The sequence below is a fragment of the Streptomyces dysideae genome, from assembly GCF_001514305.1.
GTDB classification, from domain to species: Bacteria; Actinomycetota; Actinomycetes; order Streptomycetales; family Streptomycetaceae; genus Streptomyces; species Streptomyces dysideae.
Genome location: NZ_KQ949079.1, coordinates 212,064 through 234,945, shown reverse-complemented (window position 1 = coordinate 234,945; position 22,882 = coordinate 212,064). Strand labels below are relative to the sequence as shown.

General features: G+C 69.3%; 18 protein-coding genes. 16 read left to right on the top strand and 2 right to left on the bottom strand.

The annotated features are described in order from the left end of the window. Nucleotides 1–90 precede the first annotated feature (90 nt). Complete coding sequence (locus AQJ91_RS11480) at nucleotides 91–1,911, top strand: hydroxysqualene dehydroxylase (RefSeq protein WP_067019218.1); 1,821 nt, start codon at nucleotides 91–93, stop codon at nucleotides 1,909–1,911. 54 nt (nucleotides 1,912–1,965) lie between these two features. On the opposite strand, the gene AQJ91_RS11475 is transcribed toward AQJ91_RS11480, so the two are convergent. Next, the gene (locus AQJ91_RS11475) at nucleotides 1,966–2,787 is read right to left on the bottom strand and encodes a C40 family peptidase (RefSeq protein WP_067019215.1); all 822 of its coding nucleotides are present in this window, start codon (nucleotides 2,785–2,787) and stop codon (nucleotides 1,966–1,968) included. Nucleotides 2,788–3,501: 714 nt separating this feature from the next. On the opposite strand from AQJ91_RS11475, the gene AQJ91_RS11470 reads away from it, so the two are divergent. The 15 genes from AQJ91_RS11470 (at nucleotide 3,502) to recQ (ending at nucleotide 21,774) form a co-directional block, all read left to right on the top strand. Further along, entirely contained in the window at nucleotides 3,502–3,861 is a 360-nt protein-coding gene (locus AQJ91_RS11470) for an NADH-quinone oxidoreductase subunit A (protein WP_003974383.1), read from the top strand. Between the two features lie 13 nt (nucleotides 3,862–3,874). Next, nucleotides 3,875–4,429, top strand: a complete 555-nt coding sequence (locus tag AQJ91_RS11465) for a NuoB/complex I 20 kDa subunit family protein (protein ID WP_067019213.1) — start codon at nucleotides 3,875–3,877, stop codon at nucleotides 4,427–4,429. Then, on the top strand, nucleotides 4,426–5,172 hold the full coding sequence (locus tag AQJ91_RS11460) for an NADH-quinone oxidoreductase subunit C (RefSeq protein WP_067019209.1): 747 nt from the start codon (nucleotides 4,426–4,428) through the stop codon (nucleotides 5,170–5,172). The genes AQJ91_RS11465 and AQJ91_RS11460 overlap by 4 nt, the downstream gene beginning before the upstream one ends. Further along, on the top strand, nucleotides 5,169–6,551 hold the full coding sequence (locus AQJ91_RS11455; protein WP_067019207.1) for an NADH-quinone oxidoreductase subunit D: 1,383 nt from the start codon (nucleotides 5,169–5,171) through the stop codon (nucleotides 6,549–6,551). The genes AQJ91_RS11460 and AQJ91_RS11455 overlap by 4 nt, the downstream gene beginning before the upstream one ends. After that, nucleotides 6,548–7,417, top strand: a complete 870-nt coding sequence (gene nuoE, locus AQJ91_RS11450; RefSeq protein WP_067019204.1) for an NADH-quinone oxidoreductase subunit NuoE — start codon at nucleotides 6,548–6,550, stop codon at nucleotides 7,415–7,417. The genes AQJ91_RS11455 and nuoE overlap by 4 nt, the downstream gene beginning before the upstream one ends. Further along, nucleotides 7,417–8,763, top strand: coding sequence for an NADH-quinone oxidoreductase subunit NuoF (gene nuoF, locus AQJ91_RS11445; protein ID WP_067019201.1), 1,347 nt, complete (start codon nucleotides 7,417–7,419; stop codon nucleotides 8,761–8,763). Before nuoE ends, nuoF begins: the two co-directional genes overlap by 1 nt. Next, nucleotides 8,760–11,264: an NADH-quinone oxidoreductase subunit G gene (locus AQJ91_RS11440; protein WP_067019198.1), complete on the top strand. Its 2,505-nt coding sequence runs from the start codon at nucleotides 8,760–8,762 to the stop codon at nucleotides 11,262–11,264. Before nuoF ends, AQJ91_RS11440 begins: the two co-directional genes overlap by 4 nt. Continuing rightward, nucleotides 11,261–12,625, top strand: a complete 1,365-nt coding sequence (gene nuoH, locus AQJ91_RS11435; protein WP_067019196.1) for an NADH-quinone oxidoreductase subunit NuoH — start codon at nucleotides 11,261–11,263, stop codon at nucleotides 12,623–12,625. The genes AQJ91_RS11440 and nuoH overlap by 4 nt, the downstream gene beginning before the upstream one ends. After that, nucleotides 12,618–13,229 (top strand): NADH-quinone oxidoreductase subunit NuoI, encoded by a 612-nt coding sequence (gene nuoI, locus AQJ91_RS11430; RefSeq protein WP_067019192.1) that lies wholly within the window; start codon nucleotides 12,618–12,620, stop codon nucleotides 13,227–13,229. The genes nuoH and nuoI overlap by 8 nt, the downstream gene beginning before the upstream one ends. Then, the gene (locus tag AQJ91_RS11425) at nucleotides 13,226–14,068 is read left to right on the top strand and encodes an NADH-quinone oxidoreductase subunit J (protein ID WP_067019189.1); all 843 of its coding nucleotides are present in this window, start codon (nucleotides 13,226–13,228) and stop codon (nucleotides 14,066–14,068) included. Before nuoI ends, AQJ91_RS11425 begins: the two co-directional genes overlap by 4 nt. Further along, the gene (gene nuoK / locus AQJ91_RS11420) at nucleotides 14,065–14,364 is read left to right on the top strand and encodes an NADH-quinone oxidoreductase subunit NuoK (protein ID WP_067019186.1); all 300 of its coding nucleotides are present in this window, start codon (nucleotides 14,065–14,067) and stop codon (nucleotides 14,362–14,364) included. The genes AQJ91_RS11425 and nuoK overlap by 4 nt, the downstream gene beginning before the upstream one ends. A gap of 14 nt (nucleotides 14,365–14,378) precedes the next feature. Continuing rightward, on the top strand, nucleotides 14,379–16,292 hold the full coding sequence (gene nuoL, locus AQJ91_RS11415; RefSeq protein WP_067019183.1) for an NADH-quinone oxidoreductase subunit L: 1,914 nt from the start codon (nucleotides 14,379–14,381) through the stop codon (nucleotides 16,290–16,292). 5 nt (nucleotides 16,293–16,297) lie between these two features. Further along, nucleotides 16,298–17,893, top strand: coding sequence for an NADH-quinone oxidoreductase subunit M (locus AQJ91_RS11410; protein ID WP_067019180.1), 1,596 nt, complete (start codon nucleotides 16,298–16,300; stop codon nucleotides 17,891–17,893). Further along, nucleotides 17,890–19,539: an NADH-quinone oxidoreductase subunit NuoN gene (nuoN, locus tag AQJ91_RS11405; RefSeq protein WP_067019177.1), complete on the top strand. Its 1,650-nt coding sequence runs from the start codon at nucleotides 17,890–17,892 to the stop codon at nucleotides 19,537–19,539. The genes AQJ91_RS11410 and nuoN overlap by 4 nt, the downstream gene beginning before the upstream one ends. A gap of 246 nt (nucleotides 19,540–19,785) precedes the next feature. Further along, nucleotides 19,786–21,774, top strand: coding sequence for a DNA helicase RecQ (gene recQ, locus AQJ91_RS11400; protein ID WP_067019174.1), 1,989 nt, complete (start codon nucleotides 19,786–19,788; stop codon nucleotides 21,772–21,774). A 65-nt stretch (nucleotides 21,775–21,839) separates the two neighbouring features. Here the strand turns inward: recQ and AQJ91_RS11395 are convergent, their stop codons facing one another. Beyond that, a complete protein-coding gene (locus AQJ91_RS11395; protein WP_067019171.1) occupies nucleotides 21,840–22,778 on the bottom strand; it encodes a M56 family metallopeptidase in 939 nt (312 codons plus the stop codon). Nucleotides 22,779–22,882 lie beyond the last annotated feature (104 nt).

Sequence of the window (22,882 nt, the reverse complement as noted above, 5' to 3'; positions counted from 1 at the left end):
CGTGGTCTCTCCCTGTGTTTGTGAGGATGCTGTGGGTGGCCGGGAAACGGGCTTCCGGCCTCCGGAGCCCCTCCCTACCCTCCGGGAATCATGACAACAGAACACACACAGCAGCCCCAGGAGCAGACCGGCCACACCCGCAGACGCTTCCTCGCGGCCACCGGGGGAGTGGTCGGCGCGGCCGGCACCGTCGCCTTATGGCCGACCGGAAGCGCGAGCGCCGCCTCCGGTAAGCGTGTCGCCGTCCTCGGCGGTGGCGTCTCCGGCCTCAGCGCCGCCCAGGAACTCGCCGAACGCGGCTACGCCGTCACCGTCTACGAGTACTACGACGCCCTCGGCGGCAAGGCCCGCTCGATGGACGTCCCGGGCACCGGCACCGGCGGCCGCAGACCCCTTCCCGGCGAGCACGGCTTCCGCTTCTTCCCCGGCTTCTACCGGAACCTGCCGGACACCATGCGCCGCATCCCCGTCCCCGGCAACGCGAACGGCGTCCACGACAACCTCACCAGCGGCACCGAAGCCCTCTTCGCCCGCTCCGACGGGCGCCCCGACCTGCACTTCCCGCTCCGCCGCGCCACCACCCCGCCGCGCCCCGTCGACCTCACCCCGTCCTGGCTCCGCGACCAGATCCTGTCGGTCCTCGACCTCGGCACCCGCCTCCCCGCCCACGAGGCCGCCTACTTCGCCGACCGCCTCCTGGTCCACCTCACCAGCTGCGACGCCCGCCGCGAGGACCAGTGGGAGAAGGTCGCCTGGTGGGACTTCATCCGCGCCGAGGAGATGAGCGAGGAGTACCAGACCGTCCTCGGCGTCGGCCAGACCCGCAACCTCGTCGCCACCCGCGCCGAGGTCGCCTCCACCCGCACCGTCGGCCGCGTCATCATCGAGGCCCTGCTCCTGTGGGGCCTGCTCGGCCGCGGCATGGACGGCGACGCCGACATCGACCGCGTCCTCAACGCCCCCACCAGCGAGGCCTGGATCGACCCCTGGGAACGCCATCTGCGCTCCCTCGGCGTCGAATTCGTCATGGGCACCCAGGTCCGCGAGGTCCTGTACGCCGCCGGCCGCATCAGCGGCGTACGCGTCTCGGCCCGCGACGGCGGCCAGGACCGCACCGTCACCGCCGACCACTACGTCTCCGCGCTGCCGGTCGAGCACGCGCGACCGACCTGGGGCCCGGCCCTGCGCGCGGCCGATCCGCAGCTCGCCAAGTGCGACGCGCTGCAGGCGGACTGGATGACCGGCGTGATGTTCTACCTGCGCACGCCCACCCCCGTCGTGCACGGCCACCTCAACTGCCTCGACTCGCCCTGGTCGGTGACCGGCGTCGGACAGGCCCAGTTCTGGGACGGACGGGACTTCTCACGCGACTACGGCGACGGCCAGGCCCGCGACTGTCTCTCCGCGATCATCTCGGAATGGGACAAGCCCGGCATCCTGTACGGCAAGACGGCCAAGGAGTGCACCAAGGAGGAGGTCGTCGCCGAACTCTGGGCCCAGCTGAAGGACGGCGTGAACGACGCCGGCAAGACGGTCCTGAGGGACGAGGACCGGCTGGGCTGGTTCATGGACCCGGCGGTGACGGGCCTGGGCGGCCCCGACCCGCAGAACCGCGAACAGCTCCTGATCCACCCCACGGGCACCCTCTACAACCGCCCGTCGGCGAGGACCGCGGTCCCGAACTTCTTCCTCGCGGGCGACTACGTCCGTACGGACGTGGACCTGGCGACCATGGAGGGCGCCAACGAGTCCGCGCGGCTGGCCGTCAACGCGCTCCTGGACGCGGACAATTCGGACGCCGAGCGGTGTGAGATCTGGGAGCTCTACCGGCCCCCGGAGCTGGAGCCCCTGAAGCGCGTCGACGACCTGCGCTACCGGCTGGGCCTGCCCAACACCTTCGATCTGGGATAGGACGGCGGGGCCGCTGCCCCCGAGCGGCTGCGGCCCCTTCCGTACGGCGGTGCGTCAGAGCACCCGCACCGCACCCGACGCCGGGTAGCCGGACAGGTCCTGGATGACGACGCCCTTCTCCGGGTTCGCCGCGTCCAGGTACTGGTCGTTGCCGATGTAGACGCCCACGTGGTACGCGGAGCCCTTGCCGCCCCAGTACAGGATGTCGCCGACCTGGATCTGCGACAGCGGGATGTCGGTGCCGGACATCGACTGGTCCTGCGAGACACGCGGCAGGTCGACGCCGACCTGCTTGTAAGCGGCCTGGACCAGGCTGGAGCAGTCCCACGCGTTGGGGCCGGCGGCGCCCAGGACGTAGGCGTCGCCGAGCTGGGCCTTGAGGAAGGCGATGACGGTCCCGACGCTGCCGCTGGCGGGCGCGGAGACGGCCGTACTCGCGGACAGGGTGGCCCGCTCCGAGGAACGCGAGGCGGCGGCCTCCGCGGCGGCCCTGCGGGCCTCCTCGGCCTTCTTCTTGGCCTCAGCCTTCTTCTTGGCCTCGGCGAGGTCCTTCTTGGCCTCCTGGGCCGCGGCGGCGGCAGCAGCGTCCCGCTCGGCCCGCAGCTCGTAGTTCGCTGCGGCCAGCTGCGTGGCCTCCGCGGACTCGGCGACCTGAGCGGACAGGTCGGCCGTGAGGGTGGGCAGTTCGAGGGTCTGCGTCACCGGCTCGGCGGCGTTCGCCGTGGCCGACGCACCCGCCGCTGCCATGCTGAGGACGCCACCGGCAACTCCGGCGCGCATCGCGATCGTCGACGACGCGGTGCGGCGGGGCTTCCGGTGGCTGCGTATGTGAGCGGTGTGGGACATGAGAACAACCGGTATCAGGGGCTCCTCCATACCTTCAAGAAACGTGTGCTGCGCCACAGTTGTTCAATCGAGCCGCCGAATCCCGGGTGCGGCGTTCTTTATTGACGCCGTAACGGACATTGTGGACGTCGCCCATCACGCCTGTGATCACGACCTTTCGCTGTTACGTCCGAATTGCCCTGCACCTACCACTTGTTGAATAGGTGGCCAAGCCCGGTTCTCGGGCACCCCTCATGGATGTGGCGGAGGTCACGCAACGATTACGAGCGTGTGTGCGTCGCGCGCAGAGACTGCACCCGGGAACCGCTCGTGAACGCGTGCACGCGTCCACACCTCATCCCGCGCCTCCCTCTGATGTGTGAACGCGGCCCTCTATCAAGGCACCCTGTCCAACTCCAATTTGCATGCACGGGAAGTCTCTTGATATGGAGACGCCTCTCCGAGCTGCGTCGACGAGTGAAAATGTCACCTCTCGTGATCCCTCGGACGCTTCACGTACGAAGATCACTGCTCATCCGACTTCATGATCCTTCGTCAGGTGGTGGAGATCACAAAGCTTGTGTAATACCCCGTGTCGCAGATCACAGAGTCGCGGGCATAGGATGCGAGGCAGTTGGGCTTGTGACCTGCTTCACATGTTCGCGATCTTCGTCAGGACGGGCGGGGCTGGCGAGACAGGTGAGGCGGATGCGAAGCCTGATGCAACCGCCAGCAGTCAGTGCCGACTGAGAGGAGCGAGGAGCGGTGAACGCGTATGCGCCCATCCTCGTACTGGGAGCCCTCGGGGCAGGCTTTGCGATCTTCTCCGTGGTCATGGCCACGCTGATCGGTCCGAAGCGGTACAACCGGGCCAAGCTCGAGGCCTACGAGTGCGGAATCGAGCCGACCCCCACGCCGGCCGGCGGCGGGCGCTTCCCCATCAAGTACTACCTGACGGCGATGCTCTTCATCATCTTCGATATCGAGATCGTCTTCCTCTACCCCTGGGCCGTCACCTTCGACGCCCTGGGGATTTTCGGGCTCGTGGAGATGCTGCTCTTCGTGCTCACCGTCTTCGTCGCGTACGCGTACGTATGGCGGCGCGGCGGCCTGGAATGGGACTGAGGGGCCTTTAGACATGGGACTCGAAGAAAAACTTCCGAGCGGATTCCTGCTGACCACCGTCGAGCAGGCCGCGGGCTGGGTGCGCAAGTCGTCCGTCTTCCCGGCCACCTTCGGACTCGCCTGCTGCGCCATCGAGATGATGACCACCGGCGCCGGCCGCTACGACCTGGCGCGCTTCGGCATGGAGGTCTTCCGCGGCTCCCCGCGCCAGGCCGATCTGATGATCGTCGCCGGCCGGGTCAGCCAGAAGATGGCGCCGGTGCTCCGGCAGGTCTACGACCAGATGCCGAACCCGAAGTGGGTGATCTCCATGGGGGTCTGCGCCTCCTCGGGCGGCATGTTCAACAACTACGCGATCGTGCAGGGCGTCGACCACGTCGTCCCGGTCGACATCTATCTGCCCGGCTGTCCGCCACGGCCGGAGATGCTGATGGACGCCATCCTCAAGCTCCACCACAAGATCCAGACCTCGAAGCTCGGCGTGAACGCCGAGGAGGCGGCCCGTGAGGCGGAGGAAGCGGCGCTCAAGGCCCTGCCCATGATCGAGATGAAGGGGCTGCTGCGGTGAGCGACGCGAACGACACCGGCAACGGTGTGAACCCCGAGAAGGACCTCTCGGCCTCCAATCTCCCCGGCCAGCGCGGTCAGGGCGGCGAGGAGATCCGCGTCCAGCGCGGCATGTTCGGCGCCAACAACGGCGGCGACACCTCCGGTTACGGCGGCCTGGTCCGCTCGGTCCGGCTCCCGGGACCGGCGAGCCGCCCCTACGGAGGTTGGTTCGACGAGGTCGCCGACGAGCTCGAGGGCGCGCTGGAGGAACAGGGCCTCCTCCCCGAGAACGCGATCGAGAAGACGGTCGTCGACCGTGGCGAACTCACCTTCCACATCGAACGCGAACACCTCGTCCGCGTCGCCCGCACCCTGCGCGACGACCCGGCCCTGCGCTTCGAACTGTGCACCGGCGTCAGCGGCGTCCACTACCTGAACGACAAGGGCCGCGAGCTGCACGCCGTCTACCACCTGCGCTCGATCACCCACAACCGGCTGATCCGCCTCGAAGTCAGCGCCCCCGACAGCGACCCGCACATCCCGTCGCTGGTCTCCGTGTATCCGACGAACGACTGGCACGAGCGCGAGACCTACGACTTCTTCGGCATCGTCTTCGACGGTCACCCGGCCCTGACGCGGATCATGATGCCGGACGACTGGCAGGGCCACCCGCAGCGCAAGGACTACCCCCTCGGCGGCATCCCCGTCGAGTACAAGGGCGCCCAGATCCCGGCTCCGGACCAGCGGAGGTCGTACTCGTGAGCACGCAGTCAGCATCCTCCCGCCCGTCACCCGGCCACCACCCCTCAACGAGTCCCTCCGGGACGCCCCTCTCAACGGCACGCGAGACCACGGAAGGCACCGTATATACGGTCACCGGTGGCGACTGGGACGAGGTCGTCCAGTCCGCGGCCCGCGCCGACGACGAACGCATCGTCGTCAACATGGGCCCGCAGCATCCGTCCACCCACGGGGTGCTCCGCCTGATCCTGGAGATCGAGGGCGAGACGGTCACCGAGGCCCGCTGCGGCATCGGCTATCTCCACACCGGCATCGAGAAGAACCTCGAGTACCGGACCTGGACGCAGGGCACCACGTTCGTGACGCGCATGGACTACCTGACGTCCTTCTACAACGAGGCCGCCTACTGCCTCGCCGTCGAGAAACTCCTCGGCATCGAGGACCAGATCCCCGACCGGGCCACGATCATCCGGGTGCTCCTGATGGAGCTGAACCGGCTCTCCTCCCACCTGGTGGCCATCGCCACCGGCGGCATGGAGCTCGGCGCCACCACGATCATGATCTACGGATTCCGTGATCGTGAAATGATTCTCGACATCTACGAGCTCATCACGGGCCTTCGGATGAACCACGCGTACATCCGCCCCGGCGGACTCGCCCAGGACCTGCCGCCCGGCGCGGTGGACCAGATCCGCGAGTTCGTGAAGAAGATGACGAAGAACCTCCCGGAGTACGACAAGCTCGCCACCGGGAACCCCATCTTCAAGGCCCGCATGCAGGACATCGGCTATCTCGACCTGGCCGGCTGCATGGCCCTCGGCGCGACGGGCCCGATCCTGCGCGCCACCGGCCTGCCGCACGACCTGCGCAAGACTCAGCCGTACTGCGGCTACGAGACGTACGACTTCGACGTCCCGACCGCCGACACCTGCGACGCCTACGGCCGCTTCCTGATCCGGCTGGAGGAGATGCGCCAGTCGCTCAGGATCGTCGAGCAGTGCCTGGACCGGCTGCAGCCCGGACCGGTCATGGTCGCCGACAAGAAGATCGCCTGGCCCGCCCAGCTCGCCCTGGGGCCGGACGGACTGGGCAACTCCCTCGACCACATCAAGAAGATCATGGGTACCTCCATGGAGGCCCTGATCCACCACTTCAAGCTGGTCACCGAGGGCTTCCGCGTCCCGCCGGGACAGGCGTACGCGGCCGTCGAGTCGCCCAAGGGCGAGCTCGGGGTGCATGCCGTGTCCGACGGGGGCACCCGCCCCTTCCGGGTCCACTTCCGCGACCCGTCCTTCACCAACCTGCAGGCCATGGCGGCGATGTGCGAGGGCGGCCAGGTCGCCGACGTCATCGTCGCCGTCGCGTCCATCGACCCCGTGATGGGAGGCGTCGACCGGTGACCACCAGTTCTTCGGAGCACGGCGTCAGCCTGGGCATGCCCGAACTGCCCGCGCCCGCCTACCCGGACGACGTTCGAGCGAGGCTCGAGCGCGACGCGCGCGAGGTCATCGCCCGCTACCCGGACTCCCGCTCGGCGCTCCTGCCGTTGCTGCATCTCGTGCAGTCGGAGGAGGGCCATGTCACGCGCACCGGGATGCGGTTCTGCGCGGACATGCTGGACCTGACCACGGCCGAGGTCACCGCGGTGGCCACCTTCTACACCATGTACCGGCGTCGGCCGAGCGGCGACTACCAGGTCGGCGTCTGCACCAACACGCTGTGCGCGGTGATGGGCGGCGACGCGATCTTCGAGGAGCTCCAGGAGCACCTGGGCGTCGGCAACGGTGAGACCACCGACGACGGCAAGGTCACCCTGGAGCACATCGAGTGCAACGCGGCCTGCGACTTCGCGCCGGTCGTGATGGTCAACTGGGAGTTCTTCGACAACCAGACCCCAGGCAGCGCCAGGCGCCTCGTCGACGATCTGCGCGCGGGGCGGGCCGTGGAGCCCACGCGCGGGGCGCGGCTGTGCACCTTCAAGGAGACCGCGCGGATCCTGGCCGGCTTCCCCGACGAGCGGCCCGGGGCCGTCGAGGCAAGCGGCAGCGCGGGACACGCCTCGCTGGTGGGCCTCCGCCTGGCCAAGGGAGAGGCCGCACCCGCGCGCGTGGTCCATCCGCGCGACGGCGGACCGCACGAGCCGCAGGACGGCGCGGTGCACAAGCCGTCGCCCGCCGAGCACCTGAGCTCGCACGACGCACCGCAGGACACGTCAGCATCCGACCCAGCCCACCCGGCAGGGCCTGTAGCCGAGGAGGGGGAGTGATGACGTTGGCACCCGAGCTGAAAGACACCAGCCCCGAGAAGCTGCTCGCACCCGTGCTGTCGGCCTTCTGGGACGAGGACAAGTCCTGGACGCTGGACGTCTACCGAAGGCACGAGGGATACGAGGGGCTCCGCAAGGCGCTCGCCATGTCGCCGGACGACGTGATCGCGTACGTCAAGGACTCCGGTCTGCGGGGGCGCGGCGGCGCGGGATTCCCGACGGGAATGAAATGGCAGTTCATTCCCCAGGGTGATGGAAAACCGCACTATCTAGTTGTCAACGCCGACGAGTCGGAGCCCGGAACGTGCAAGGACATTCCGCTCCTCTTCGCGAACCCGCACAGCCTCATCGAGGGCATTGTCATCGCGTGTTATGCCATCAGGTCTTCGCATGCCTTCATCTATCTGCGTGGTGAAGTCGTCCCCGTATTGCGGCGGTTGCACGAGGCCGTGCGCGAGGCCTACGCGGCGGGCTACCTCGGCGAGAACATCCTGGGCAGTGGTCTCGACCTCCAGCTCACCGTGCACGCCGGCGCCGGCGCGTACATCTGCGGTGAGGAGACCGCACTGCTCGACTCGCTCGAAGGCCGCCGGGGTCAACCGCGGCTCCGTCCCCCCTTCCCTGCTGTCGCGGGCCTCTACGCATGCCCGACTGTGGTGAACAACGTCGAATCGATCGCGTCGGTTCCCGCCATCCTGCACAAGGGCAAGGAATGGTTCAGGTCGATGGGCAGCGAGAAGTCCCCGGGCTTCACGCTCTACTCGCTCAGCGGCCATGTCACCAACCCCGGTCAGTACGAGGCCCCGCTCGGCGTCACGCTCCGCCAGCTCCTGGAGATGAGCGGCGGGATGCGGGCAGGGCACCGGCTGAAGTTCTGGACGCCGGGCGGCTCCTCGACACCGATGTTCACCGCCGAGCACCTCGACGTCCCTCTTGATTACGAAGGAGTGGGTGCCGCGGGTTCCATGCTCGGCACCAAAGCGCTCCAGTGCTTCGACGAGACGACCTGCGTCGTCCGCGCCGTCACCCGCTGGACCGAGTTCTACGCCCACGAGTCCTGCGGCAAGTGCACGCCGTGCCGCGAAGGGACGTACTGGCTCGTGCAGTTGCTGCGCGACATCGAGGCGGGCAAGGGCGTCATGTCCGACCTCGACAAGCTCAACGACATCGCCGACAACATCAACGGCAAGTCCTTCTGCGCCCTCGGCGACGGTGCCGCCTCGCCGATCTTCTCCTCGCTCAAGTACTTCCGCGAGGAGTACGAGCAGCACATCACGGGCCGCGGCTGCCCCTTCGACCCGGCCAAGTCGACGGCCTGGGCCGACCGCACGGAGGTGAACGCATGACTGTGACCACCAGCTCTCCCTCGGGAGGGGGAGAGGCGGCGGTCCCGCCGGAAGATCTGGTGTCGCTGACGATCGACGGCGCCGAGATCAGCGTGCCGAAGGGCACCCTGGTCATCCGGGCCGCCGAGCAACTCGGCATCGAGATCCCCCGCTTCTGCGACCACCCCCTCCTCGACCCGGCCGGCGCCTGCCGCCAGTGCATCGTCGAAGTCGAGGGCCAGCGCAAGCCGATGGCGTCCTGCACCATCACCTGCACCGACGGGATGGTGGTCAAGACCCACCTCACCTCGCCGGTCGCCGAGAAGGCCCAGCACGGTGTGATGGAGCTCCTCCTCATCAACCACCCGCTGGACTGCCCGGTCTGCGACAAGGGCGGCGAGTGCCCCCTGCAGAACCAGGCCATGTCGCACGGCCACGCCGAGTCCCGCTTCGAAGGAAAGAAGCGGACGTTCGAAAAGCCCGTGCCGATCTCCACGCAGGTGCTGCTCGACCGTGAGCGGTGCGTGCTGTGCGCCCGCTGCACCCGGTTCTCCAACCAGGTCGCGGGCGACCCGATGATCGAGCTGCTCGAGCGGGGCGCGCTCCAGCAGGTCGGTACCGGTGAGGGCGACCCCTTCGAGTCGTACTTCTCCGGCAACACCATCCAGATCTGCCCGGTCGGCGCGCTGACCTCGGCGGCGTATCGCTTCCGCTCCCGCCCCTTCGACCTGGTCTCCTCGCACTCCGTGTGCGAGCACTGCTCGGGCGGCTGTGCCACCCGCACCGACCACCGGCGCGGCAAGGTCATGCGGCGCCTGGCCGCCCCGGACCCCGAGGTCAACGAGGAGTGGATCTGCGACAAGGGGCGCTTCGCGTTCCGGTACGCCCAGCAGCGCGACCGCCTGCAGACGCCGCTCATCCGCAACGCCGAGGGCGACCTCGAACCGGCCTCCTGGCCGGAGGCGCTGCAGATCGCCGCTCAGGGGCTGCTCGCCTCGCGCGGCCGGACCGGTGTCCTGACCGGCGGCCGGCTCACCGTCGAGGACGCCTACGCGTACAGCAAGTTCGCGCGCGTGGCGCTCGACAGTAACGACATCGACTTCCGCGCGCGCGTGCACAGCGGCGAGGAGGCCGACTTCCTGGCCGCGCGGATCGCCGGACGCGGCCGGGACCTCGACGGTACGGGCGTCACGAACACCTCCCTGGAGAAGGCGCCCGCCGTCCTGCTGGCCGGGTTCGAGGCCGAGGAGGAGGCGCCCGGGATCTTCCTCAGGCTGCGCAAGGCCTGGCGCAAGCACGGGCAGAAGGTCTTCGCACTCGCCACGCACGCGACACGCGGCCTGGAGAAGGCCGGCGGCACGCTGCTGCCCGCCGCGCCCGGCACCGAGACCGAGTGGCTGGACGCGCTCGCGAGCGGGGTCGGCCTGGAGGGCGACGGCGCGAAGGCCGCCGAGGCGCTGCGCACCGAGGGCGCGGTCATTGTCGTCGGCGAGCGGCTCGCCGCTGTCGCCGGCGGTCTCACCGCCGCCGTACGGGCCGCGTCCGCGACCGGCGCCCAGTTGGTGTGGATCCCGCGCCGGGCGGGGGAGCGGGGCGCGATCGAGGCGGGTGCGCTGCCGTCGCTGCTGCCGGGCGGACGTCCGGCCACCGACCCACGCGCGCGTCAGGAGGTCGCCGCGGCCTGGGGCGTCGCCGAACTCCCGCACCGCTACGGCCGTGACACCGGCCAGATCGTCGAGGCCGCCGCCGGTGGCGAACTCCAGGCCCTGCTGGTCGCGGGCGTCGAGATCGCCGACCTGCCCGATCCGGCACGCGCGCGTGAGGCGCTCACCGAGGTCGGCTTCCTCGTCTCGCTGGAGCTGCGGCCCGGCGAGATCACCGAGCACGCCGACGTCGTCCTGCCCGTCGCCGCCGTCGCCGAGAAGGCCGGCACCTTCCTCAACTGGGAGGGCAGGGTGCGCTTCTTCGAGGCCGCGCTCAAGCCCGACCAGATGACCAGGCGTCTCGCGCCCAGCGACGCGCGCGTGCTGCAGATGCTGGCCGACGCCATGGACGTACACCTGGGGCTGCCGGATCTGCGCACCACGCGCGCGGAGTTCGACCGGCTCGGCCCCTGGGACGGTCCCCGGGCCACCGACCCCGTGGAAGTCGCCGTCCAACTGCCGCGGCCGGCCGCCGGAGAGGCCGTACTGGCCGGGCACCGGCTGCTCCTCGACCAGGGGCGCCTCCAGGAGGGCGACGAGGCGCTCGCCGGAACCCGGCACACCGCCCACGCGCGTCTGTCGGCCGCCACGGCAGCCGAAGCAGGCGTGAAGGACGGCGACGTACTCGCCGTGACCGGCACCGCCGGAACGGTCGAACTCCCGCTCAGGATCACCGAGATGCCCGACCGCGTGGTCTGGCTCCCGCTGAACTCCGTGGGCACCGGCGTCGCCTCCGGCACCGGGGCGCTGCCCGGCTCCCTCGTCCGCATCGGCCCGGCGACGCTCGCCGACGAGGCCCCCAAGGAGGTGGAGGGATGAGCCCGTACCTCGCCGCTGAAGACCTCTCGATGTTCGGCCGCGACCCCTGGTGGCTGGTCGTCATCAAGGCGGTGTTCTGCTTCGCCTTCCTGATGGTGACCGTGCTGTTCTCCATCGTCTGGGAGCGCAAGGTCGTCGCCTGGATGCAGCTGCGCATCGGCCCCAACCGGCACGGTCCCTGGGGCATGCTCCAGTCGCTCGCCGACGGCATCAAGCTGATGCTCAAGGAAGACGTCATCGTCAAGCGCGCGGACAAGGTGGTCTACGTCCTCGCACCGATCGTCGCGGCCATCCCGGCCTTCATGGCGATCGCGGTGATCCCCTTCGGCCCGGCCGGCAACGAGATCTCGATCTTCGGCCAGCGCACCACGATGCAGCTCACCGACCTGCCGATCGCGATGCTCTACATCCTCGCGGTCGCCTCGGTCGGCATCTACGGCATCGTGCTGGCGGGCTGGAGTTCCGGATCGACGTATCCGCTGCTCGGTGGTCTGCGCGCCTGCGCGCAGATGATCTCGTACGAGATCGCGATGGGTGCCGCGTTCGCCTCGGTGTTCCTCTACTCCGGGTCGATGTCGACGTCGGCGATCGTCGAGGCGCAGCAGGACCGCTGGTACGTCGTCCTGCTGCCGGTCTCCTTCGTGATCTACGTCGTGACGATGGTCGGCGAGACCAACCGCGCCCCTCTCGACATGCCGGAGTCCGAGGGCGACCTGGTCGGCGGCTTCAACACCGAGTACTCGTCGATCAAGTTCGCGATGTTCATGCTCGCCGAGTACGTGAACATGGTGACCGTCTCGGCGGTGACGACGACGCTCTTCCTGGGCGGCTGGCGGGCCCCCTGGCCGGTCAGCACCTTCTGGGAGGGCGCGAACCACGGCTGGTGGCCGATGCTCTGGTTCGTCGTCAAGGTGCAGCTGCTGCTGTTCTTCTTCATCTGGCTGCGCGGCACGCTCCCGCGGGTCCGCTACGACCAGCTGATGAAGCTCGGCTGGAAGGTCCTCATCCCGGTCTCCGTGGTCTGGCTGATGCTCGTCGCGACCGTGCGGACCCTCAGGAACGAGAACTACGACTTCGCCGACATCGCGCTCTACGTCGGCGGCGGTGTCCTCGCGCTGTTGCTGCTCTCCTTCGTCGTGGACATGTTCCGGGAGCGGACGAAGGCGGCCGAGCGGCCCGTCGAGCCGCCCGCCGGATTCGACGCCACGGCGGGCGGATTCCCCGTGCCGCCACTGCCCGGACAGGAGCTTCCACCGGTGCCGAGGCGCCGCCCGCGCCGCGAGCGGGAGCTGATTGTCAGTGGTGGGCCCGATACTCAGAGTGACGGATCTCTGGATGGAAAGGAGGCGTCCGATGGCTGAGGAGCCCAAGGAGGCCGGGCAGACGAAGCCTGGCTTCCAGAACCCGGTAGCCGGCTTCGGCGTGACCTTCAAGGCCATGTTCAAGAAGCGGCTGACCGAGCAGTACCCGGAACAGCAGAAGACCACCGCTCCGCGCTTCCACGGACGGCACCAGCTCAATCGCCATCCGGACGGCCTGGAGAAGTGCGTCGGCTGCGAACTGTGCGCCTGGGCCTGCCCCGCCGACGCGATCTACGTCGAGGGCGCGGACAACACCGACGAGGAGCGCTACTCGCCGGGCGAGCGGTACGGGCGCGTGTACCAGATCAACTACGCCCGCTGCATCCTGTGCGGCCTGTGCATCGAGGCGTGCCCCACGCGCGCGCTGACGATGACCAACGAGTTCGAGCTGGCCGACTCCAGCCGCGCCAACCTCATCTACACCAAGGAGCAGCTGCTCGCCGGCCTCGAAGAGGGCATGGTCGACTCGCCGCACGCCATCTACCCGGGGACGGACGAGCAGGACTACTACCGGGGCCTCGTGACGGAGGCCGCACCCGGCACAGTCCAGCAAGTCGCCGTCTCCAAGGGCGAGAAGCCGGAAGAAGAGGAGGTGCAGGCATGAGCGCGCAGCTCGCCGCGTACTCCACCTCAACCGGCGAGGCCTTCCAGTTCTGGGTCCTCGGCACGATCGCCGTGCTCGGCGCCCTGGGCACCGTCCTCATGAAGAGGGCCGTGCACAGCGCGCTCTGCCTCGCCGGCACCATGATCATCCTGGCGGTGTTCTACCTCGCCAACGGCGCCTACTTCCTGGGCGTCGTGCAGATCATCGTCTACACCGGCGCGATCATGATGCTGTTCCTGTTCGTGGTGATGCTCGTCGGCGTGACGGCCGCGGACTCCCTGAAGGAGACCATCAAGGGCCAGCGCTGGCTGGCCCTTCTCTGCGGGCTCGGCTTCGGCATCCTGCTGGTCGCGGGCATCGGCAACGCCTCCATCACGGAGTTCAACGGCCTCGCCCAGGCGAACGCGAACGGCAACGTGGAGGGCCTCGCCGCCCTCATCTTCACCAAGTACGTCTTCGCCTTCGAGATCACCGGCGCCCTGCTTATCACGGCCGCCATCGGTGCCATGCTGCTCACCCACCGCGAGCGCACCGAGCGCGCCAGGACCCAGCGCGAACTGTCCGAGCAGCGCGTCCGCGAGGGCAAGCACCTGCCCCCGCTGCCGGCGCCCGGCGTGTACGCCCGGCACAACGCCGTGGACATCGCGGGCCTGCTGCCCGACGGCACCCCGTCCGACCTCACGGTCAGCAAGACGCTGCGCGAGCGCGGCCAGATCCGTGACGTGTCCACCGAGGCGCTCAACGATCTCAAGGCGCTGGAACAGCGCGCCGAGGAGCGCCTGGAGCGGACCGCGATCGAACCGTCGACCTTCAAGCGGGCCGAGGAGGCGTCGAAGTGAACCCCGTCAACTACCTCTATATCGCCGCCCTGTTGTTCACGATCGGCGCCACCGGCGTACTGATCAGGCGCAACGCCATCGTCGTGTTCATGTGCATCGAGCTCATGCTCAACGCCTGCAACCTCGCGCTGGTCGCCTTCTCCCGGATGCACGGCAACCTCGACGGCCAGATCATCGCCTTCTTCACGATGGTCGTCGCCGCCGCGGAGGTCGTGGTCGGGCTCGCGATCATCGTGTCGCTGTTCCGTTCCCGCCACTCGGCCTCGGTCGACGACGCCAGCCTGATGAAGCTCTGAGGGGTCGCTGAATCGTGGAGAACCTGATTGCGCTGCTGGTGGCGGCGCCTCTGCTCGGAGCGGCCGTACTGCTGTGCGGCGGCCGGCGGCTCGACGCCGTCGGCCACTGGATCGGCACCATTCTCGCGGCCGCCTCCTTCGTGATCGGCGCCGTCCTCTTCGCCGGCCTGCTCGGCAAGGACGTCGAACACCGGACCCTGACCCAGCACCTGTTCAGCTGGATCCCCGTCGAGGGCTTCCAGGCGGACGTCGCCTTCCGCCTCGACCAGCTGTCCATGACGTTCGTGCTGCTGATCACCGGCGTTGGCTCGCTGATCCACCTGTACTCCGTCGGGTACATGGAGCACGACGAGCGGCGCCGCCGCTTCTTCGGCTACCTGAACCTGTTCCTCGCGGCGATGCTGCTGCTCGTCCTCGCCGACAACTACCTGCTGCTGTACGTCGGCTGGGAGGGCGTCGGTCTCGCCTCCTACCTGCTGATCGGCTTCTGGCAGCACAAGCCCAGTGCCGCGACCGCCGCGAAGAAGGCCTTCCTGGTCAACCGCGTCGGCGACATGGGCCTGGGCATCGCCATCATGCTGATGTTCACCACCTTCGGGACCTTCGCCTTCGGCCCGGTGCTCGGCACCCACGAAGAGGAAGGGCTCGTCGGCGGGACCAGTGAGGCCACGCTCACCGGCATCGCCCTGATGCTGCTGCTCGCCGCCTGCGGCAAGTCCGCCCAGGTGCCGCTGCAGTCCTGGCTCGGGGACGCGATGGAGGGCCCGACCCCGGTCTCGGCCCTCATCCACGCCGCGACCATGGTGACCGCCGGCGTCTACCTGATCGTCCGCTCCGGCGCCATCTTCAACGCCGCACCCGACGCGCAGCTCGTCGTCACCATCGTCGGTGCCGTCACGCTCCTGTTCGGTGCGATCGTCGGTTGCGCGAAGGACGACATCAAGAAGGCGCTGGCCGGCTCGACCATGTCGCAGATCGGCTACATGATCCTCGCCGCGGGCCTCGGCCCCATCGGCTACGTCTTCGCGATCATGCACCTGGTGACGCACGGCTTCTTCAAGGCCGGTCTGTTCCTCGGCGCCGGCTCGGTCATGCACGGCATGAACGACGAGGTCGACATGCGCAAGTACGGCGGCCTCCGCAAGTACATGCCGGTCACCTTCGTCACCTTCGGCCTCGGCTACCTCGCCATCATCGGCTTCCCGGGCCTGTCCGGCTTCTTCTCCAAGGACAAGATCATCGAGGCGGCGTTCGCCAAGGGCGGCACCGAGGGCTGGATCCTCGGCGGCTGCGCGCTGCTGGGCGCGGCCATCACGGCGTACTACATGACGCGCGTGATGCTGCTGACGTTCTTCGGCGAGAAGCGCTGGCAGCCCGACGAGAACGGCAACGAACCGCACCCGCACGAGTCGCCCAAGGTCATGACGATCCCCATGATCGTGCTGGCCGTCGGGTCGGTGGCCGGTGGCGCGTTCTTCAGCATCGGCGACCGCTTCCTGCACTGGCTGGAGCCCATCACCGGGCACGACCACGGCCACGCGCCCATCAGCGCGCTGACGGTCACGGTGTCCACGGTGGCCGTGATGGTCATCGGTGTCGCCACCGCGTACGCCCAGTACGGGCGCCGTCCCGTCCCGGTCGTCGCCCCGCGCGGGTCGCTGCTCACCCGGGCCGCCCGGCGCGACCTGCTCCAGGACGACTTCAACCACGTCGTCCTCGTCCGCGGCGGCGAACACCTCACACGCTCCCTGGTGTACGTCGACCACACCCTGGTCGACGGCGTCGTCAACGGCACGGCGGCCTCGATGGGCGGTCTGTCCGGACGGATGCGCAGGCTGCAGAACGGCTTCGCGCGGTCGTACGCGGTCTCGATGTTCGGCGGTGCGGCGGTCCTCGTCGCCGCGACCCTGCTGATGAGGGCGGTCTGATACCGATGTCCTTTCCTCTGCTGACAGCGACGGCGGCACTCCCGGCGATCGGGGCGGTCGCCACGGCCGCCGTACCGGCCGCCCGGCGCACCGCCGCCAAATGGCTGGCGCTGCTCGTCTCGCTCGCCACCCTCGCCCTGGCCGCGACCACCCTGATCCGCTTCGACCCGGACGGCGACCGCTACCAGCTCACCGAATCCCACGCCTGGATCGCCGAGTTCGGGGTCCGCTACGAGCTGGGTGTGGACGGCATCGCGGTCGCGCTGATCGCGCTCACCGCGCTGCTGATCCCGTTCATCATCCTGGCGGGCTGGCACGACGCAGACCCGCTGGAGACCGGCGATGCATCTCTCAGCAGCTTCGCTGCGGGGCGGTGGCGGCCCACGCAGGGCTTCTTCGCCCTGATCCTGGCCGTCGAGGCGATGGTGATCATCTCCTTCGAGGCCACCGACGTCTTCCTCTTCTACATCTTCTTCGAAGCCATGCTCATCCCGATGTACTTCCTCATCGGCGGCTTCGGAGACCGCGCCCACGAGCACGGCGAGAAGGCGGCGGCGACACAACGGTCGTACGCGGCCGTCAAGTTCCTCCTCTACAACCTCGTCGGCGGCCTGATCATGCTGGCCGCGGTGATCGGCCTCTATGTGGTCGCCGGTAACTTCTCGCTCACAGAGATCGCCGAGGCCCGCGCCAACGGCACGCTGGACATGGCGACCAGCACCGAACGCTGGCTGTTCCTGGGCTTCTTCTTCGCCTTCGCGGTGAAGGCGCCCCTGTGGCCGCTGCACACCTGGCTGCCCAACGCCATGGGCGAGGCCACCGCCCCGGTCGCCGTGCTGATCACGGCAGTCGTCGACAAGGTGGGCACCTTCGCGATGCTCCGCTTCTGCCTCCAGCTGTTCCCGGAGGCCAGCAAGTGGGCGACGCCCGCCATCCTCGTCCTCGCCCTGATCAGCATCATCTACGGGGCGCTGCTCGCCGTCGGTCAGCGGGACATCAAGCGGCTGGTGGCGTACGCGTCGATCTCGCACTTCGGCTTCATCATCATGGGCATCTTCGCGATGACCAGCCAGGGCCAGTCCGGCGCGACGCTCTACATGGTCAACCACGGGATCTCGACCGCCGCCCTGATGCTGGTCGCCGGCTTCCTGATCTCGCGGCGCGGATCGAGGCTCATCGCCGACTACGGCGGCGTGCAGAAGGTCGCTCCGGTGCTCGCCGGCACCTTCCTGATCGGTGGCCTCGCGACCCTGTCGCTGCCGGGGCTCGCACCCTTCGTGAGCGAATTCCTGGTCCTGGTCGGCACGTTCGCGAACTACCCGGTGATCGGCATCATCGCCACCTTCGGCATCGTCCTCGCCGCGCTCTACACCCTCGTCCTCTACCAGAGGACGATGACGGGTCCGGTGAAGCCCGAGGTCGCGACCATGCCCGACCTGCGGGTGCGGGAACTCGTGGTCGTCGCGCCGCTGGTCGCCGTACTGATCTTCCTGGGCGTCTACCCGAAGCCCGTCACGGACATCGTCAACCCGGCGGTCAAGCAGACCATGTCCGACGTACAGAAGAAGGACCCCCAGCCCGAGGTGGAGGCCGCCAAGTGAGCGCACCAGCCGTCCACAGCCTGTGGACAACCGCGGCCGACCCGATCTCGAAGATCGACGCGCCGAAGATCGAATACGGACAACTGTCGCCCACCCTGATCGTCCTCGGCGCGGCGGTCATCGGGGTACTGATCGAGGCGGTCGTCCCGCGCAAGTCCCGTTACTACACCCAGGTGTTCGTCTCCGCCGTCGCACTCGCCGCCGCCTTCGCCGCGGTCGTCGCGCTCGCCGCCGGCGGATACGGCACCACCAAGGCGGGCATCGTCGCGATGGGCGCCATCGCCGTCGACGGACCGGCCCTCTTCCTGCAGGGCACGATCCTGTTGGCGGGCCTGGTCGGCCTGTTCACCTTCGCCGAGCGGCGGCTCGACCCGCTGGTGCACGGCAACCGCGTCGACTCCTTCGCCGCGCAGGCCGCGTCCGTGCCGGGCAGCGACAGCGAGAAAGCCGCGGTGAAGGCCGGGTTCACCACGACCGAGGTGTTCCCGCTGCTGCTGTTCGCCGTCGCCGGCATGCTGATCTTCCCGGCGGCGAACGACCTGCTGACCCTGTTCATCGCCCTGGAAGTCCTCTCGCTCCCGCTGTACCTGATGTGCGCGCTGGCCCGCCGCAAGCGGCTCATGTCGCAGGAGGCCGCGGTCAAGTACTTCCTGCTCGGCGCGTTCGCCTCCGCGTTCACCCTGTTCGGCATCGCGCTGCTCTACGGCTACTCCGGCTCGGTGTCGTACGCGACGATCGCGCAGGTCGTCGACGGATCCGCCCCGGACGTCAACCCGGCGCTCGCGGACACCATGGGCAACGACGCGCTGCTCCTCGTCGGCGCCGCGATGATCGTCATGGGGCTGCTGTTCAAGGTCGGCGCCGTGCCCTTCCACATGTGGACGCCGGACGTCTACCAGGGCGCGCCCACACCGGTCACCGGGTTCATGGCGGCGGCGACGAAGGTGGCCGCCTTCGGCGCGCTGCTCCGGATCCTGTACGTCGTCCTGCCCGGCCTGCGCTGGGACTGGCGGCCGGTCATGTGGGGCGTCGCCATCGTCACCATGCTGGGCGGCGCGATCGTCGCGATCACCCAGACCGACATCAAGCGACTACTGGCGTACTCGTCGATCGCGCACGCCGGGTTCATCCTCGCGGGCGTCATCGCGACCACGCCGGACGGCATCTCGTCCGTCCTCTTCTACCTGGCCGCGTACTCGTTCGTCACGATCGGGGCGTTCGCGGTGGTGACCCTGGTGCGCGACGCGGGCGGTGAGGCGACGCACCTGTCCAAGTGGGCCGGTCTCGGCCGGCGTTCACCCCTGGTGGCGGCCGTGTTCGCGGTGTTCCTGCTGGCCTTCGCCGGCATTCCGCTGACCTCCGGCTTCGCCGGGAAGTTCGCCGTGTTCAAGGCGGCGGCGGAAGGCGGCGCGGCCCCGCTGGTCGTGGTCGGCGTGATCTCGTCGGCGATCGCGGCGTTCTTCTACATCCGCGTCATCGTGCTGATGTTCTTCAGCGAGCCGCGGCCCGAGGGCCCGACCGTCGCCGTGCCGTCACCACTGACGACGACGGCGATCGGCGTCGGCGTGGCGGTCACACTGGTGCTCGGAGTGGCGCCGCAGTACTTCCTCGACCTGGCGAACCAGGCGGGGGTGTTCGTGCGCTGACCTGCGGTGCGACGTGCGATGGGCCCCGGCTCCCTTTTTGGGGGCCGGGGCCCATCGCGTGCGCTCAAGCGGCCGGCGGGCCCGGGCAGCGGCATGTCCCGGCCCGCACAGGCGTGCCAGGTGACGGGGGCCATTCGGATGAGCACCGAGCGTCACTCAACGGGCCTGTGGATAACTCCGGCGCTGTCGGTGCGGGCCCCTATCGTGGAGGCAGTGGTCGAGGGACGACGTACGGGGGACAGGACGATGCGCGGGACGGGCGGGATCAGCGAGATGCCAGAGGTGACCGAGAGCGAAGCGCTCTCCACGCTGCACCGGGTCTTCGGTTACGAGGCCTTCCGCGGCGAGCAGGATGCGGTCATCGAGCATGTGGTGGCCGGCGGCGACGCCGTCGTGCTGATGCCGACCGGCGGCGGCAAGTCGCTGTGCTACCAGATCCCGGCCCTGGTCAGACCGGGTACAGGGGTCGTCGTCTCCCCGCTGATCGCGCTGATGCAGGACCAGGTGGACGCACTGCGGGCGCTCGGCGTGCGCGCCGGGTTCATGAACTCCACACAGGACTTCGACGAGCGGCGCGTGGTGGAGGCGGAGTTCCTGGCCGGCGAGCTGGACCTGCTTTATCTGGCGCCGGAGCGGCTGCGGCTCGACTCCACACTGGATCTCCTGTCGAGGGGCAAGATCGCGGTGTTCGCTATCGACGAGGCGCACTGCGTGTCCCAGTGGGGCCACGACTTCCGCCCCGACTACCTGGCCCTCTCCCTGCTCGGCGACCGCTGGCCGGACGTCCCGCGGATCGCGCTCACCGCGACCGCCACGCATGCGACGCACCGGGAGATCACCCAGCGGCTCAACATGCCGACGGCCCGGCACTTCGTGGCCAGCTTCGACCGGCCCAACATCCAGTACCGGATCGTGCCGAAGGCGGACCCCAAGAAGCAGCTGCTGGGCTTCCTGCGCGAGGAACACGCGGGCGACGCGGGCATCGTGTACTGCCTGTCACGCAAGTCGGTGGACACGACGGCAGAGTTCCTGAGCCGCAACGGCATCGAGGCGGTGCCGTACCACGCGGGCCTGGACTCGGGCACGCGCGCGGCGCACCAGTCCCGCTTCCTGCGCGAGGACGGCCTGGTCGTGGTCGCCACCATCGCCTTCGGCATGGGCATCGACAAGCCGGACGTGCGGTTCGTCGCCCACCTCGACCTGCCCAAGTCGGTCGAGGGCTACTACCAGGAGACGGGCCGCGCCGGCCGCGACGGACTCCCGTCGACCGCATGGATGGCGTACGGGCTCAACGACGTCATACAACAGCGCAAGATGATCCAGTCCGGCGAAGGCGACGAGGCGTTCCGGCGCCGGGCCGCCTCCCACCTGGACGCCATGCTGGCGCTGTGCGAGACGGCGCAGTGTCGGCGGGGGCAACTGCTCGCCTACTTCGGGCAGGACCCGGACCCGGTGGGCTGCGGCAACTGCGACACCTGCCTCGCGCCGCCGGAGACCTGGGACGGCACGGTCGCGGCGCAGAAGGTGCTGTCGACGGTGGTGCGGCTGCACCGGGAGCGGGGGCAGAAGTTCGGTGCCGTACAGATCGTCGACATCCTGATGGGGCGGCGCACCGCCAAGGTGATCCAGTTCGACCACGACCAGCTGTCCGTGTTCGGCATCGGTGAGGAGCTCGGCGAGGGCGAATGGCGGGGCGTCGTCCGGCAGTTGCTGGCACAGGGTCTGCTCGCGGTCGAAGGGGAGTACGGGACGCTGGTGCTGACGGAGGCCAGCGGGACGGTACTGCGGCGGGAGCGGGAGGTGCCGCTGCGGAAGGAACCGAAGAAGGCGGTGACCTCGCGTTCGGCGTCGGGTTCGGGTTCGGGTTCCGGGCGTGGGGAGCGCAAGGGCAAGGCCGCGGTGGTCGAGCTGCCGGAGGCGCTGGTGCCCGCGTTCGAGGCGCTGCGGGCCTGGCGGGCGGAACAGGCGCGGGAGCAGGGGGTTCCGGCGTATGTGATCTTCCACGACGCGACGCTCCGGGAGATCGTGACGGCGTGGCCCGCGTCGGTGCGGGAGCTCGGGGGCGTCGGCGGCGTGGGCGAGAAGAAGCTGGCGACGTACGGGGAGGGCGTGTTGGGGGCGTTGGCCTCGCTGGGTGGCGCTGAGGCGGCGCCGGCGGTGACCGACGGTGATTCGGGCGGTGCGGATGACTGGCCCGAGATGGATGAGGAGCCGGAGCCGGAGGACTGGGCCTAGACGGCCGGGGGAGGGCGGCACCGGCGGTTGACGGGTACCGGAGGCTGGTGCTGGGAGGGCGTTGATCAGGACAGCGCCGTCAACCCCGGTGCGAACGTGATCAGTAGCGGTAGCAGGGGGATCAGCGCCGCCACCGTCGTCGTCAGGGCTCGGTCGCGGCGGGCCAGGCGGGGCGGGGGCTGAAGGAGGCGCTTGACGCGTTCGCCCAGGAGGCGGTGGGTGGAGGCGCAGGAGAGGACGCCTCTGTGCTGGTTGAGCTCGATCAGGGCCAACGCCGTCGTCAGATGGCCGCAGCGGCGGGACGCGGTGTCGTCGGCGGCCAGTTCGACCAGACGGTGGGTCTGGTCGCAGAAGTGGGCGAACAACGGGATGCGGGGGAAGCCGGTGGCGAGGGCGGTGGAGAGGTGGAGCAGCCAGTCGTGGCGGGCGCGGGCGTGGCCGCGTTCGTGGGTGAGGACCGCGTCCAGCTGGTGGTCGGTGAGGCGGTGCAGGGCGCCCGTCGTGACGATCAGCTGGGGCGGGTTGCCGGGCATCCACCAGGCGTCCGGATACTCGTCCTCCAGGACCAGCAGAGGGCCGCGGGCCGCGGGCAGGCCGGCCGGCAGATCAGGGGCGCGTTCGCGCAGGTGGGCCCTGGCCTGGCCGCGGCGCCGACGCGCTTCGACGAGCTCGCGGGCCAGCATCGCCGTCGTCCAGGCGGCACCGCAGGCCAGTAGCAGGGTGAGCGCGGTCGTCCACGGCGGCGTGGCCGAGAGGTCGTACGCCGCGGTGACCGCCGGGGGCGCCGGGGCGAAGAGCTGGGCGCGGACCGTGCCGAAGACGGCGGCGGCGCCCAGGGTTAGCGCCGTTAGACAGCACAGCAGCACGGTGGCGACCAGGCACTGCCACACCCACAGCGCGACCACGGGTTCCCGCTCGGGCCACGCGGCCCTGGTCAGCGCGCGCGGAACCGGCACGGCAGCGGCCAGCGCGACGGCGCTCAGCAGGAGCAGGCAGACAGTCATGCCACGGGCTCCGGATCCTGATCGGGGGAGAGGCGGGGGCGGCTCTGAGGGCGGCGGTCGATGAACACGCCGCTCCGCCGCCAAGTATGACGGCGCCGGGAACG